Raw genomic sequence first — 13,701 nt, 5'->3', positions numbered from 1 at the left:
CTACTCGCCCTCGGTGTGCTCGAGCAGGTCGGAGTGGATCTCGCGCATCGCGATGGAGAGCGGCTTCTCCTGAACGCCGGGCTCCACCAGCGGGCCGACGTACTCGAGGATGCCCTCGGCGAGCTGGTTGTAATAGTCGTTGATCTGCCGCGCACGCTTGGCCGCATAGATCACCAGCGCGTACTTCGACGACGTGCGCTCAAGCAGTTCGTCGATGGGCGGATTGGTGATACCCAGCGGGGTGTCGTAGACGGCCTCGTCCACAACGACGGTCGATTCGGTCTCGGTCTGAGTGCTCACTCAATGCTCCTGCGAAGTCTTGGCCTGGGCCTGCTCATTCAACGGCGGCCCGACCAGCAAGTTTACCAATTGTTGGGCGGCTGCGTCGACATCGTCGTTCACGACGACGTGTTCGAACTCGTCACGGGCCGCCATCTCGGTCCGCGCGGTCTCCAGTCGACGGTCGATCGCCTCCCTGGATTCGGTGCCGCGGCCGGTCAGTCGCTCGACCAGAACGTCCCAGCTCGGCGGGGCCAGAAAGACCGACACGGCCTCCGGCATCGCCTCGCGGACATTCCGCGATCCGACCAGGTCGACCTCCAGCAGCACTGGCGATCCGGCGTCCAGCGCCGCACGCACCGGCGCCGCGGGCGTCCCGGAACGCTGCAGCCCGCCGTGGATGTCAGCCCATTCGAGCAGTTCGGCCCGCTCGATCATGGAGTCGAACTTCTCGCGGCTGACGAAGTGATAGTCGTGCCCGTCGACTTCGCCCGGCCGCGGCTCACGAGTCGTCGCCGACACGCTGAACCACAGGTCCGGGACCAGTTCGCGCAGCCGCGCGACGACGGTCGACTTCCCGACAGCCGAGGGGCCGACCAGTACAACCAGTCGGCCCCTCCGTCGGGTCTGTTCCCGAGTCACGCTCAGGAGCTGAACTTCTCGAGCAGAGCCTTGCGCTGACGGTCACCCAGACCGCGGACTCGGCGAGTCGGAGCGATCTCCAGCTCGGTCATGATCTCCTGCGCCTTGACCTTGCCGACCTTCGGCAGCGCCTCGAGCAGTGCCGAGACCTTCATCTTGCCGAGGATCTCGTCGTTCTCGGCGTCAGCCAGGACCTGCTGCAGGTTGGTGCCGCCGCTCTTCAGGCGGTTCTTGAGCTCCGCGCGCACACGGCGAGCGGCAGCAGCCTTCTCGAGCGCTGCAGCGCGCTGCTCATCAGTCAACTGGGGAAGAGCCACGGTTCCTCCGTCTTTCGTTATCTACAGTTCGGTTTGTCCACGCGACGCTATACGAACATCTCGTGTTTCCGCTTCGGGGAGCATGCCCCTACGTGCGAATCGGCTCCAGCCTATCGGTCGGTGCCGTGTCCCATGCAAGCGGACCAGCACAAACGGTACCCGGTTCGCGTCCGTTTCCCACGAACCACTCCGGGCGCGCCCGCACTCGGTGTCTCTCGAGGGGACGCGAACAAGGTACCGTGCCCTGCATGCTCAGTGACCTCCGCACCCTTGCGCGCGTCCTCACCGACGGCCTCGCACCGACGACGGCGAGCGAGAGCGTCGTCCTCTCCGAGAGACCGCACGCCAAGCTGGTGCGCTACGGCTCCGCGGAGCAGTTGCAGGCCGCTCGGGACTCCCGGCAGGTGCCGGTTCTCCTGGTGCCGCCGCTGGCGGTGCCCGCGCACTGCTACGACCTCGCCCCCGACGCGCAGCCCGGCAACTCCGTGGTGGAGTTCCTGCTCAGCACCGGCACGATCCCGTACGTGGTGGACTTCGGCGACGTCTCGTACGCCGATCGCCGTCTCGGCTTCGAAGACTACTTCGACACGTTCGTACCGCGCGCCGTCGCCGAGGTGATCGACGACTTCCGCTCGGCGCCGGACGCCGTCGATCTGATGGGCTGGAGCCTGGGCGGAACCCTGTCGCTGATGACGGCGGGCGCCCATCGAGATCTCCCGATCCGTTCGGTCATCACCGTCGGCACGCCGCTCGACTACAAGAAGGTGGAACCGTATCCGTTGGTGCGGACCCTGCTGTCGCCGACGCAGGGACGTCCGGTCACCTATCTGCTGCGCGCCATGGGCGGCATCCCGTCGATCGCTGTTCAGATCGCCTACCGCGCGACGGCGTGGGACCGTGAACTGCGCAAGCCGAAGTACATCCTCGACAATCTCAAGGACACCGAGGCACTGATCCGGATGCAGGTGATCGACCGCTTCCAGAACTCGATGCCCGGATACCCCGGCAAGGTCAGCGAGCAGATGCTCGTCAATCTGGTGCTGCGCGACGAGATCGCCCGCGGCACGCTCCATTTCGACGGAATCGACGTCGACCTGACGGCGATCACCGCACCGATCTTCATGGTCGGATCGCATCGTGATGCGATCGTCAGTCATGCCGCCGCCGAGCACGGGCTCGATCTCTTCACCGAATCGGTGCACACGGAGTTCCACACGGTGGAGACCAGCCACCTGGGTCTGCTGACCGGTGCGGTCGCCGAAGAACAGACCTGGCCGGCGATCGCGGCCTTCCGAGACAAGATCGGGGCCTAGGCGGCTACAGCGCGGCCTCGATCTCGTCACGTGTCGCGGCGACCGCCGCAGCCAGCGCCGCGGCGTCCGGACCGGACGTCAAGATGCTCCGGCTCGCGGCCGGAAGCAGCCACGACAGGTCCGAACCGTCGAAGATGCGGGCCAGGTCGGCGGCGGTCGCGCCCTGGGCACCCAGCCCCGGGGAGAGCACCGGACCGGCCAGCCGGCTCAGGTCCAGGCCGTGCTCACGCGTCGCTCCGACCACGACGCCCACCGTTCCCGAACCGTCCGCGTTCACCGCGGCGGCGGCGTCGACGATCGACTGACCCACGGTACGACCACCCGCGTCGGCTGTCTGCACGGATCCGCCCTCGGGGTTCGACGTCCGGGCGAGCACGAAGACGCCCCGCGAGGTGGACCTCGCCTTCGTCACCGCCGGGTCGAGCGATCCGAAGCCGAGGTACGGCGACACGGTCACCGCGTCCGAGCACAGCGGCGAGGCGTCGTCGAGCCAGGCCCCGGTGTATGCGGCCATCGTGGAGCCGATGTCGCCGCGCTTGGCATCCGCGAGCACCAGCGCACCCGCGTCCCGGCAGCCCGCGATCACGTCTTCGAGGACCGCGAAGCCCGCCGACCCGAAGACCTCGAAGAACGCGACCTGGGGCTTGATGACGGCGGCGGTCGGGCCGAGACCCGCGACGCAGGCGTCCGCGAAGGCGCGCAGGCCGTCGACGTTCACCGGCAGTCCCCACTGCTCGAGCAGCGCGGCGTGCGGGTCGATGCCCGCGCACAGGCGTCCCCGCTCCGCCACGACCGCCCGATAGCGGGACGCGAAGCCGCCGTCCGTCATTTCGCTGCCTGCAGCTCGGCGTGCCTGCGCTGTAGTGAACGGACGCCCATCTTGGCGTTCAGCGTCGCCTCGATGCCCTGCACCGCCGCACCGGCGCCCTGCACCGTGGTGATGAACGGCACCGTCGCCGCGATCGCCGCGGCACGGATCTCGTAACCGTCCACACGCGGGCCCGCCGTGCCGAACGGGGTGTTGATGATGAGGTCCACCTCGCGCTCGCGGATGGCGTCGATGACGGTCCGCTCGCCTTCTGCCGCTTCGAAGTACTTACGCACGGTCTCGACAGCGATACCGTTGCGCCGCAGCACATCTGCCGTTCCACCGGTGGCCAGAACGGTGAATCCGAGGTCGGCGAGACGTTTCATCGGCGAGATGATCGACGCCTTGTCGCGATCGGCGACCGACACGAAGACCGTGCCCGACATCGGCAGCGCTCCCCCGGCGGCCTCCTGCGATTTGGCGAACGCGCGACCGAAGTCGTCGTCCAGACCCATCACCTCGCCGGTGGACTTCATCTCCGGGCTGAGCAGCGAGTCGACGCCGGTGCCGTCCTCACGGCGGAACCGATTGAAGGGCAGCACGGCTTCCTTGACCGCGATCGGTGCGGCGGCCGACACGGTCGATCCGTCGCCCTCCGTCGGCAGGATGCCCTGGGTGCGGAGTTCCGCGATCGACATGCCCAGCATCACCCGGGCGCACGCCTTCGCCAGCGGGACCGACGTCGCCTTCGACACGAACGGCACCGTCCGGCTGGCTCGGGGGTTGGCCTCGAGCACATAGAGGACGTCGTTCGCGAGGGCGTACTGCACGTTCATCAGGCCGCGAACGCCCAGACCCTTGGCCAGCGCCGTCGTCGACACGCGGACGCGCTCGATCACATCGGGGCCGAGCGTGATCGGCGGCAGCGCGCACGCCGAGTCGCCGGAGTGGATGCCTGCCTCCTCGATGTGCTCCATGATGCCGCCGATGTAGACTTCGTCGCCGTCGCACAGGGCGTCGACGTCGATCTCCACCGCACCCTCGAGGAATCGGTCGACGAGCACCGGGCGGTCGTCGGAGATCTCAGTGGCGTTGGCGATGTAGTCGGCGAGTCCCTGTTCGTCGTACACGATCTGCATGCCGCGACCGCCGAGGACGTACGACGGCCGGACCAGCACCGGGTAACCGATGCTCGACGCGATGTCCCGCGCACCCTCGAAAGTGGTCGCGGTACCGAACTGCGGTGCGGGCAGGTCGGCCTTGACCAGGACCTCGCCGAACTCACCGCGGTCCTCCGCGAGGTCGATCGCGGCCGGGCTGGTGCCGACGATCGGCACACCCGCGGCTTCGAGCCGCGCGGCGAGGCCGAGCGGCGTCTGTCCGCCGAGCTGGACGATGACACCCGCGACGGTGCCCGACTCCGACTCCGCGTGATAGACCTCGAGGACGTCCTCGAAGGTCAGCGGTTCGAAGTAGAGGCGGTCGGCGGTGTCGTAGTCGGTCGAGACGGTCTCCGGGTTGCAGTTGACCATCACGGTCTCGTAACCCGCCTCCGACAGCGTCAGCGCGGCGTGCACGCACGAGTAGTCGAACTCGATGCCCTGACCGATGCGGTTCGGGCCCGACCCCAGGATCAGCACCTTGGGGCGGTCCGTCTGCGGCGCGATCTCACTCGTCGCCGCGGGGTCCAACTCGTAGGAGCTGTAGTGGTAGGGCGTCTTGGCCTCGAACTCCGCCGCGCAGGTGTCGACGGTCTTGTACACCGGTCGCACACCCAGCCCGGTGCGGAAGGCACGGACCGCGTCCTCGTCCGCGAGGTCGGCGTCACCGCCGGCCTTGCGCAGAGCCGCGATCTGCCGGTCCGAGAGTCCGTTGCTCTTGGCCACGCGGAGGGTGAACTCGTCGAGGGTGCTCGCGTCGCGCACCTCGTGGCCCACCTGCCGGATGCCGTCCAACTCGGCGAGGAACCACGGGTCGATGGAGGTGACCTCGTACAGCTTCTCGATGCTCACACCCGCCTCGAGCAGCAGCATCAGCTTGTACATGCGGCCGTCGCGGGCGACGGCGACGTCCGCGAGCAGGGCGTCGACGTCGATCTCGGACGGATCCGGCCGGTCGGCCTCGGTCCAGAACCCAGCGGACTTGTTCTCGAGCGAGCGCATCACCTTGCCGAACGCCTCGGCATAGCTGCGGCCCAGGCTCATCGCCTCACCGACCGACTTCATGGTGGTGGTGAGGGTGTCGTCGGCTCCCGGGAACTTCTCGAACGCGAAGCGCGGTGCCTTGACGACCACGTAGTCGAGGGCCGGCTCGAACGCGGCGGGCGTCTCCTTGGTGATGTCGTTGGTGATCTCGTCGAGCGAGTAGCCGATCGCCAGCTTGGCGGCCATCTTCGCGATCGGGTATCCGGTGGCCTTGGATGCGAGGGCCGACGACCGCGACACCCGCGGGTTCATCTCGATGACGACGAGCCTGCCGTCGCGCGGATCCTGCGCGAACTGGATGTTGCATCCGCCGGTGTCGACGCCGACCTCGCGGAGAATGGCGATGGAGAGGTCGCGCATGATCTGGTACTCGCGGTCGGTCAGCGTCATGGCCGGGGCGACGGTGATCGAGTCGCCGGTGTGCACACCGACCGGATCGACGTTCTCGATGGAGCAGATGACGACGACGTTGTCCTTGTTGTCGCGCATCAGCTCCAGCTCGAACTCCTTCCAGCCGAGGATGGACTCCTCGATCAGGACGTTCGCGGTGGGCGAGGCGGCCAGACCGCCTCCTGCGATGCGGTCGAGGTCGGCCTCGTCGTAGGCCATGCCGGAGCCGAGTCCGCCCATGGTGAACGACGGCCGCACGACCACCGGGTAGCCGAGTTCGGCGACCGTCGCATGGACCTCGTCCATCGTGTGGCACACACGCGACCGCGCGCTCTCACCGCCGACCTTGGTGACGATGTCCTTGAACATCTGACGGTCCTCGCCGCGCTGAATGGCGTCGAAGTCCGCGCCGATCAGCTCGATGTCGTACTTGGCGAGGATCCCCTGATCGTGCAGGCCGACGGCCGCGTTGAGTGCGGTCTGTCCGCCGAGCGTCGCGAGGACGGCGTCGATCGGATGGCCCGCGGCGGCCTCGGTCTGGATGACCTTCTCGATGTACTGCGGCGTGATCGGCTCGACGTAGGTGGCGTCGGCGAACTCCGGGTCGGTCATGATCGTGGCCGGGTTCGAGTTGACCAGCGAGACCCGCAGGCCTTCGGCCTTGAGGACGCGGCATGCCTGGGTGCCCGAGTAGTCGAACTCGCAGGCCTGGCCGATGACGATCGGGCCGGACCCGATCACCAGAACGTGGGAGAGGTCTGTACGGCGCGGCATTACGAGCGGCTTCCTTCCATTGCGGAGGTTTCCATGACATGGACGAACTTGTCGAAGAGGTTGGCGGCGTCGTGCGGTCCCGACGCGGCTTCCGGGTGGTACTGGACCGAGAACGCCTTGCCGGACATCAGTTCCACACCCTCGACGACGCCGTCGTTGGCGCAGACGTGCGAGACGCGAGCGCGACCGAGGTCGGTGTCGAACTCCTCGCCCGCCTCGCCTTCGAGGGCGAATCCGTGATTCTGCGCGGTGATCGCGACGCGGCCGGTGGCGGTGTCGAGCACCGGGATGTTGATGCCGCGGTGGCCGAACTTCAGCTTGTAGGTGCTGCGACCGAAGGCGCGGCCCATGATCTGGTTGCCGAAGCAGATGCCGAACGTCGGCAGACCCGAGTCGATGATCTCGCTGGTCAGTCCGACGACGCGGTCGGTGGTGATCGGGTCGCCGGGGCCGTTCGAGAGGAAGAAGCCGTCGGCGCCGATCGCGCGGATGTCGTCGTAGGTCGCGGTGCTCGGAAGCACGTGGACCTCGACACCGCGGGCCGCGAGCATGCGCGGGGTGTTCGCCTTGATGCCGAGATCGAGCGCTGCGACCTTGAACCGGGCCTCTCCGCCCGCGGCCTCGACCACATACGGCTCGGTGGTGCTGACCTCGGCGGAGAGGTCCGCACCCGCCATCGACGGCTGCGACCGCACGGTCTCGACCATGTCGTCGACGGTGCCGACGGCGTCGCCGGAGAAGATGCCCGCGCGCATCGCGCCGCTGTCACGAAGGACGCGGACCACGGCGCGGGTGTCGATGCCCGCGATGCCGACGATGTGCTGGCCGATCATCTCGTCCTCGAGCGAGGAGCCCGCTCGCCAGTTGGAGACGCGACGTGTCGGGTTGCGGACCGCGTAGCCCGAGACCCAGATCTGACCCGGGTCCTTGTGGTCGATGAAGTCGGCGGACCACCGGACGGCGGACCGCTTGCCGAGCAGGCTCTCGCTGTCCTCGGTGTTCCAGCCGGTGTTGCCGATCTGCGGTGCCGTCGCGACCAGGATCTGCCGGTGGTAGCTCGGATCGGTCAGGGCCTCCTGATAGCCGGTCATCGCGGTGCAGAACACCGCCTCGCCGAAGGTCTGTCCGGTGGCTCCGAATGACTGGCCGGTGAATACCTGTCCGTTCTCCAGCACCAGTACCGCTCTGCTCATCACTTGTCTCTCTTCTTCGTCTTCTTGGTGCGGGATTGAAGTTCATCCGCGGCTTCGAGCTCGCGGAAGGCCTGTTCGGTGATCTCGTCGTAGGCCTCGACCCACTCCGGGTAGATCGACTTGTCGTCGGCGCGCAGGCCCGAATCCACCTGGGTGCCGGTCGGCAGCGTCCATCGGATCACCAGGACGCCGTCGCGGCTCATCGCTTTACCCGCGAGCCCGCGCTCGGTGCGGACCGCGACGATCGACTCCTCGGGGATCCAGATCTGCGACGCCCCCGACCGCTCGATCAGCAGACCGTCCGGGTACGCCGACAACTGCGCGCTCGCGCGGTCGCCGAAGTCGCCGACGGCGACGCGGTTCTGCCAGCTGGGCGCGAGGGTGCTGCCGAGGTACAGCCCGGTGTGCGGGCCGCGGAGGCGCTCACCGAGGACGGCGGGGGCGACCGGCAGCTCGCCGACGATCTCCGACTGCCTGCGCCCGCGGTTGCGCCATCCGCGGACGACCAACGCGACCAGTGTCAACCACACGGCCAGCGCGATCAGCGTGATCACGACGTAGTACAGCACGTTGTTCACAGCCACTCACCCGCGCCGCCATTGGGCGTGACGTTCGACAGCCCGTCGCGCTGAGCCGTGACCCGGCCGCGCAGGAGCGTCGTCAGCACCGTGCCGGGCAGCGTCATCGAGTCGTACGGCGTGTTGTCCGATCGGCTGGCGAGCTCCTCCCCCTTGACTGTCCACGCCTGCTCCGGGTCGACGATCGTCAGGTTCGCCGGTTCGCCGACCTCGATCGGACGCCCCTGGTCGTCGAGACCGACGATCTGCGCGGGTCGTTCGCTCATCACGCGGGCGACGCCGCGCCAGTCGAGCAGGTCGGCGTTCACCATCGTCTCCACGACGATCGACAATGCGGTCTCCAGCCCGAGCATGCCGGGACGGGCCTGCGAGAACTCGCAGCACTTCTCCTGCGAGGCGTGCGGGGCGTGGTCGGTCGCGACGCAGTCGATGACGCCCTCGGCGAGCGCGGCGCGCAGCGCCAGCTTGTCGCTCTCCTCGCGCAGCGGCGGGTTGACCCGGTTGACGCCGTCGTAGGTCTCCAGCCGCGAGTCGTCGAGCAGCAGGTGATGCGGCGTCACTTCGGCCGTCACCTCGATGCCCTGCGTGCGGGCCCACCGAAGCAGTTCGACGGTGCCGGCCGTGGACGCGTGCGCGATGTGGACACGAGCGCCCGCGTCACGGGCCAGGAGTGCGTCCCGGGCGACGATCGACTCCTCGGCCGCGCGCGGCCAGCCCGCCAGGCCGAGCCGCGCGGCGGTCGGACCGTCGTGCGCGACGGAACCGACGGTGAGCCGGGGGTCCTCGGAGTGCTGGGAGATGAGCACGCCGAGTCCCTTCGAGTACTCGAGCGCGCGCTTCATGATGACCGGATCGTGGACGCACTTGCCGTCGTCGCTGAAGAGCTTCACCTTGGCGGCGCCGTCGGCCATCATGCCCATCTCGGCGAGCTGCTCGCCCGCGAGCCCGACCGTCACCGCACCCACCGGATGCACGTCGACGAGGCCGACCTCCCGGCCGAGCCGCCACACGTGGTCGGTGATGGTCGCATTGTCGGCGACGGGTGCGGTGTTCGCCATCGCGAAGACCGCGGTGTAGCCGCCGCGCGCGGCGGCCCGCGATCCCGACTCGACGGTCTCGGTGTCTTCTCGGCCCGGCTCACGCAGATGCGTGTGCAGGTCGACGAAACCCGGGAGCAGGATGTTGCCGCCGCCTTCGACGACCTCGGCGCCGTCGGGCGCGGCGAGGTCGTGGCCGATCTCGGTGATCACTCCGGCGGTGACGGCGACGTCGACGGGCTCGCCTTCACCGTAGGGACGGACGTTCTTGATGAGCACCGAACCGGTGGCGGCCACTACTGCTCTCCTCCAGTCTGGATGTTGGCTGTCGATTGAAAGGTCTCGTCGGCGCCGGCCAGCAGCCGGAACAGCACGGCCATCCGGACGTGGACGCCGTTGCGGACCTGCTCGAGCACCGCGGCCTCGGATCGATCGGCGACGTCGAAGCCGATCTCCATGCCGCGCAGCATCGGTCCGGGGTGCAGCACCACGGCGTCGTCGCCGAGCAGTGCCATCCGGGCGCTGTTGAGTCCGTAGCGGACCGAGTACTCACGCGAGCTCGGGAAGAATCCGCCGTTCATGCGCTCGGCCTGGACTCGCAGCATCATCACCGCGTCGAGCGCGGGCAGTTCGGCGTCCAGGCTGGTCGACACCCGGACCGGCCAGGTCTCGACGCCGGTCGGCAGCAGCGTGGGCGGCGCGATGAGGACGACCTCGGCGCCGAGGGTGGCGAGGAGCAGCGCATTCGACCGTGCGACGCGCGAGTGCAGGATGTCGCCGACGATGCCGATGCGCCGGCCGTTCAGCGAGCCGAGACGCTGGCGCAGGGTGTACGCGTCGAGCAGCGCCTGTGTCGGGTGCTCGTGCGTGCCGTCGCCGGCGTTGATCACGGACGGACCCGTGGTCGGCAGTCCGGTGATGTCGGTGCCGTCGTTGGTCCAGCGAGCGATCTGGGCGGCCGCGCCCGATGCCGGGTGCCGGACGATCAGCGCGTCGGCGCCGGCGGCGCGCAGGGTCTTCGCGGTGTCCCGCAGCGATTCGCCCTTGTTGACCGAGGAACTCGAGGCGCTGACGTTGATCACGTCCGCACTCATCCACTTCCCGGCCACCTCGAAGGAGACGCGGGTACGTGTCGAGTTCTCGTAGAAGACCGTCATGACCGTCCGGCCGCGCAGCGTCGGCAGCTTGCGGACCTCGCGGCCGGCGAGCGCCTGCTCGAAGCGCTGCGCCTCGTCGAGGATGTCGATCGCGTCGTCGTGCGACAGGTCAGCGGTGGAGAGCAGGTGCTTCATCGCAGCACCACCTCGTCGACACCGTCGTGTTCGTTCAGGTGGACCTCGACGTCCTCGTCGCGCGAGGTCGGCACGTTCTTGCCGACGTAGTCCGCGCGCAGCGGCAGCTCGCGGTGACCGCGGTCGACGAGCACCGCGAGCTGTACCGAGGACGGGCGGCCGAGGTCGCGCAGCGCGTCGAGGGCCGCGCGCACCGTCCGGCCGGAGAAGAGGACGTCGTCGACAAGGATCACCAGCGCGCCGTCGACGCCGCCCTCGGGGACGAGCGTGCGCTCGAGCGGTCGGTGCGGCTTGTCGCGGAGGTCGTCGCGGTAGAGCGTGATGTCGAGGTACCCGGTCGGCACCTGGACTCCGGAGAACTCGGCGATCCGCTCTGCCAGCCGCACGGCGAGCGAGGTGCCGCGGGTGGGAATGCCGATGAGGAGGACCCGCTGCGCACCGGGTGCGTCCAGCGCGGTCTTCTCGATGACCTGATGCGCCATGCGCGCTACGGTGCGCCCGACGTCTGAAGCGTCCAGCAATACGCGCTCTGGGCGCGCACCATCGACCGGCGGAGCCAAGTCGACCTCCTTCTCCGCCTCACTGGACGGGTCGTTAAAGGAAATTCTCTTGTCGCGAGTGGAGCTTGCGCTCGGTGAAGCAGTCTACTCCGCCGAAGCGGCCGCCCGAACCTGCGGGGCGAGTTCGGCGACCTTGCCGAGGACGCCGTTGACGAACGACGGCGAGTCGTCCGTCGAGAGCTCCTTCGCGAGCTCGACGGCCTCGTCGAGGACGACGTCGATGTCGACGTCGTTCGCGTACAGCAGTTCCCAGACGGCCAACCGCAGGATGGCGCGGTCGACCGCCGGGAGCCGATGCAGCTTCCAGTTCTCGAGATGCGACTCGATCACGGCGTCCACCTGTGAGGCGTCCACAGTGACCCCTTCGACGACGCGCACGGTGTAGTCGTACATCGTGCCGACGCTGTCGTCGCTGGGGTAGATCTCACGCCGTTCGGCGATCAGCTGGGTGGCCTTGACGTTCTTGGCTTCCGCCTCGAACAGCAGATCCACCGCGCGCTTGCGCGCCTTGTGGCGAGTACCGGGCTTCTTCACGTGATGCTTGGCTTTCCGGTCAGCTGTTGACGCGACCGAGGTAATTGCCGTCGCGCGAATCGATCTTCAGCTTGTCGCCGGTGTTGATGAACAGCGGGACCTGGACCTCGGCGCCGGTCTCCAGCGTCGCGGGCTTGCTGCCACCGGTCGAACGGTCGCCCTGCAGACCCGGATCGGTGTGCTGGACCACCAGCTCGACGGTGACCGGGAGCTCGACGAACAGCGGGGCTCCCTCGTGGGTGGCGACCTGGACGGTCATGTTCTCCAGGAGGAAGCGGGCGCCGTCGCCGATGGTCTCCGGCGTGATGTTGATCTGGTCGTAGGTCTCGCCGTCCATGAAGACGAAGTCGGACCCGTCCTTGTACAGGTAGGTCATGTCACGACGGTCGACGGTCGCGGTCTCCACCTTGACGCCGGCGTTGAAGGTCTTGTCGACGATCTTGCCCGAGAGGACGTTCTTGATCTTGGTGCGCACGAAGGCGGGGCCCTTGCCCGGCTTGACGTGCTGGAACTCCTGGATCTGCCAGAGCTGGTCGCCGTCCATCTTGAGGACGAGGCCGTTCTTGAAGTCGGCGGTCGACGCCATATGTGTTGTCTCCTCGGAATGTCACAGGACGCGGAGCGTCCTCGGTGTAGTCGTCAGCAATCGCGGTCCGGCATCGGCGACCACCAGGGTGTCTTCGATCCGCACACCGCCTCGCCCGGGCAGATAGATTCCGGGCTCGACGGTGACCGTTGCGCCGACAGGCAGTGTACCGCTCGCCGCGGCTCCGATTCCCGGACCTTCGTGGATCTCCAGACCCACGCCGTGCCCCAGGCCGTGCACGTAATAGTCGCCGTACCCGGCTGCCACGATCACGTCGCGGGCCGCGGCGTCGATCGAAGCCAGGTCCGCGCCCGGGGCTGACGCGTCGCGTCCGGCTCGCTGGGCCGAGGCGACGATCTCGTAGATCTCCCGCTGCCAGTCCTGTGGCTCGCCGAGCACGAACGTGCGCGTCATATCGGAATGATACCCGCGGGACACCGCCCCGAAATCGATCTTGACCAGGTCACCTGCCTGCAGCACGTCGTCGGTCGGCCGGTGGTGCGGGATCGCCGAGTTCGCTCCGGCGGCGACGATCGTCTCGAACGCGATCGCATCCGCGCCGAGCGCGAACATCTCCCACTCCAGATCGCGCGCGACCTGGCGTTCGGTCCGGCCCGCCGCGATCGCCCCGCGCCCGATGAGGGCGGCGAGCGCGTCGTCGCCGATCCGGCACGCCGACGTGATGAACTCCACTTCCGCCGGGTCCTTCACCTCGCGCAGTCGTTCGACGACGGCGCGCACCGGAACCAGCTCCGCGCCGCCCGCCTCGGCCACCCGCTTCAGGTCTGCGAACTCCGAGACGGACATCGCATCGCCTTCGATCGCCACGCGCAGTCCGGGCCGTCGGGTCAGGGCGTACTCCAGTAGCGCCTTCGGGCAGTCGCGAGCGATCTCGGCGGCCAGGTCCGGCGACTGCGCAGCGACCTGCGACACGTATCTGCCGTCGGTCGAGATCCTGTCGGCGTGACGGTCGTCGGCGTCCGCCCAGACGATGACGGCTCCGTTACTTCCGGTGAATCCTGTTAGATAACGCACGTTCACCAGGTTCGATACCAGAATCGCGTCTGCACCGCCGGTGTCTGTGCGTGCTCCGAGCGCAGTGGACACGCGTGCACGGCGGGCGGCGTTCACCGCCGTGGCCTGCGCGTCGTCGCGCGCTTCCTGCATGTCAGCGTTGTTGAACATGTTCCTCCC

At 68.2% G+C, this 13,701-nt stretch carries 14 protein-coding genes; 1 reads left to right on the top strand and 13 read right to left on the bottom strand.

Annotation, left to right across the window (positions count from 1 at the left end; all coding sequences use genetic code 11):
* The 3 genes from rpoZ to mihF are packed head-to-tail and all read right to left on the bottom strand — an operon-like array spanning position 1 to position 1,238.
* A complete protein-coding gene (gene rpoZ, locus SCNU_RS04405; protein WP_009678154.1) occupies positions 1-300 on the bottom strand; it encodes a DNA-directed RNA polymerase subunit omega in 300 nt (99 codons plus the stop codon).
* Positions 301-921: a guanylate kinase gene (gene gmk / locus SCNU_RS04400; RefSeq protein WP_009678153.1), complete on the bottom strand. Its 621-nt coding sequence runs from the start codon at positions 919-921 to the stop codon at positions 301-303. It lies immediately after the preceding gene.
* A 2-nt stretch (positions 922-923) separates the two neighbouring features.
* A complete protein-coding gene (mihF, locus tag SCNU_RS04395) occupies positions 924-1,238 on the bottom strand; it encodes an integration host factor, actinobacterial type (protein WP_006894812.1) in 315 nt (104 codons plus the stop codon).
* Positions 1,239-1,486: 248 nt separating this feature from the next.
* On the opposite strand from mihF, the gene SCNU_RS04390 reads away from it, so the two are divergent.
* Positions 1,487-2,551 carry an alpha/beta fold hydrolase gene (locus SCNU_RS04390; protein ID WP_009678151.1) on the top strand — a complete coding sequence of 355 codons (1,065 nt, stop codon included), beginning with the start codon at positions 1,487-1,489 and terminating at the stop codon, positions 2,549-2,551.
* A gap of 4 nt (positions 2,552-2,555) precedes the next feature.
* Here SCNU_RS04390 and pyrF read toward each other — a convergent pair whose 3' ends face one another.
* From pyrF to SCNU_RS04340, 10 genes are all read right to left on the bottom strand, one after another.
* Entirely contained in the window at positions 2,556-3,380 is an 825-nt protein-coding gene (gene pyrF, locus SCNU_RS04385) for an orotidine-5'-phosphate decarboxylase (protein WP_009678150.1), read from the bottom strand.
* On the bottom strand, positions 3,377-6,727 hold the full coding sequence (gene carB, locus SCNU_RS04380) for a carbamoyl-phosphate synthase large subunit (protein ID WP_009678149.1): 3,351 nt from the start codon (positions 6,725-6,727) through the stop codon (positions 3,377-3,379). The genes pyrF and carB overlap by 4 nt, the downstream gene beginning before the upstream one ends.
* The gene (carA, locus tag SCNU_RS04375) at positions 6,727-7,920 is read right to left on the bottom strand and encodes a glutamine-hydrolyzing carbamoyl-phosphate synthase small subunit (RefSeq protein WP_009678148.1); all 1,194 of its coding nucleotides are present in this window, start codon (positions 7,918-7,920) and stop codon (positions 6,727-6,729) included. The genes carB and carA overlap by 1 nt, the downstream gene beginning before the upstream one ends.
* Entirely contained in the window at positions 7,920-8,498 is a 579-nt protein-coding gene (locus SCNU_RS04370; RefSeq protein ID WP_009678147.1) for a PH-like domain-containing protein, read from the bottom strand. The genes carA and SCNU_RS04370 overlap by 1 nt, the downstream gene beginning before the upstream one ends.
* Entirely contained in the window at positions 8,495-9,832 is a 1,338-nt protein-coding gene (locus tag SCNU_RS04365; RefSeq protein ID WP_009678146.1) for a dihydroorotase, read from the bottom strand. The genes SCNU_RS04370 and SCNU_RS04365 overlap by 4 nt, the downstream gene beginning before the upstream one ends.
* Positions 9,832-10,827, bottom strand: coding sequence for an aspartate carbamoyltransferase catalytic subunit (locus tag SCNU_RS04360; protein WP_009678145.1), 996 nt, complete (start codon positions 10,825-10,827; stop codon positions 9,832-9,834). The genes SCNU_RS04365 and SCNU_RS04360 overlap by 1 nt, the downstream gene beginning before the upstream one ends.
* Positions 10,824-11,387, bottom strand: coding sequence for a bifunctional pyr operon transcriptional regulator/uracil phosphoribosyltransferase PyrR (pyrR, locus tag SCNU_RS04355; RefSeq protein WP_040517627.1), 564 nt, complete (start codon positions 11,385-11,387; stop codon positions 10,824-10,826). The genes SCNU_RS04360 and pyrR overlap by 4 nt, the downstream gene beginning before the upstream one ends.
* Positions 11,388-11,471: 84 nt before the next feature.
* Positions 11,472-11,921 (bottom strand): transcription antitermination factor NusB, encoded by a 450-nt coding sequence (gene nusB / locus SCNU_RS04350; RefSeq protein ID WP_009678143.1) that lies wholly within the window; start codon positions 11,919-11,921, stop codon positions 11,472-11,474.
* A 19-nt stretch (positions 11,922-11,940) separates the two neighbouring features.
* Positions 11,941-12,507 carry an elongation factor P gene (gene efp / locus SCNU_RS04345; protein ID WP_009678142.1) on the bottom strand — a complete coding sequence of 189 codons (567 nt, stop codon included), beginning with the start codon at positions 12,505-12,507 and terminating at the stop codon, positions 11,941-11,943.
* A 21-nt stretch (positions 12,508-12,528) separates the two neighbouring features.
* Positions 12,529-13,692, bottom strand: coding sequence for a M24 family metallopeptidase (locus tag SCNU_RS04340; protein WP_009678141.1), 1,164 nt, complete (start codon positions 13,690-13,692; stop codon positions 12,529-12,531).
* Positions 13,693-13,701 lie beyond the last annotated feature (9 nt).

The organism is Gordonia neofelifaecis NRRL B-59395 (assembly GCF_000192435.1).
Classification (GTDB): domain Bacteria; phylum Actinomycetota; class Actinomycetes; order Mycobacteriales; family Mycobacteriaceae; genus Gordonia; species Gordonia neofelifaecis.
This window is presented reverse-complemented; position numbering and strand designations above follow the sequence as displayed.

Coding starts and splice junctions, on each gene's coding strand:
- SCNU_RS04390 (WP_009678151.1), top strand. CDS start 1,487: ATGCTCAGTGACCTCCGCACCCTTGCGCGCGTCCTCACCGACGGCCTC.
- SCNU_RS04360 (WP_009678145.1), bottom strand. CDS start 10,827: ATGAAGCACCTGCTCTCCACCGCTGACCTGTCGCACGACGACGCGATC.
- pyrF (WP_009678150.1), bottom strand. CDS start 3,380: ATGACGGACGGCGGCTTCGCGTCCCGCTATCGGGCGGTCGTGGCGGAG.
- carA (WP_009678148.1), bottom strand. CDS start 7,920: ATGAGCAGAGCGGTACTGGTGCTGGAGAACGGACAGGTATTCACCGGC.
- efp (WP_009678142.1), bottom strand. CDS start 12,507: ATGGCGTCGACCGCCGACTTCAAGAACGGCCTCGTCCTCAAGATGGAC.
- SCNU_RS04340 (WP_009678141.1), bottom strand. CDS start 13,692: ATGTTCAACAACGCTGACATGCAGGAAGCGCGCGACGACGCGCAGGCC.
- carB (WP_009678149.1), bottom strand. CDS start 6,727: ATGCCGCGCCGTACAGACCTCTCCCACGTTCTGGTGATCGGGTCCGGC.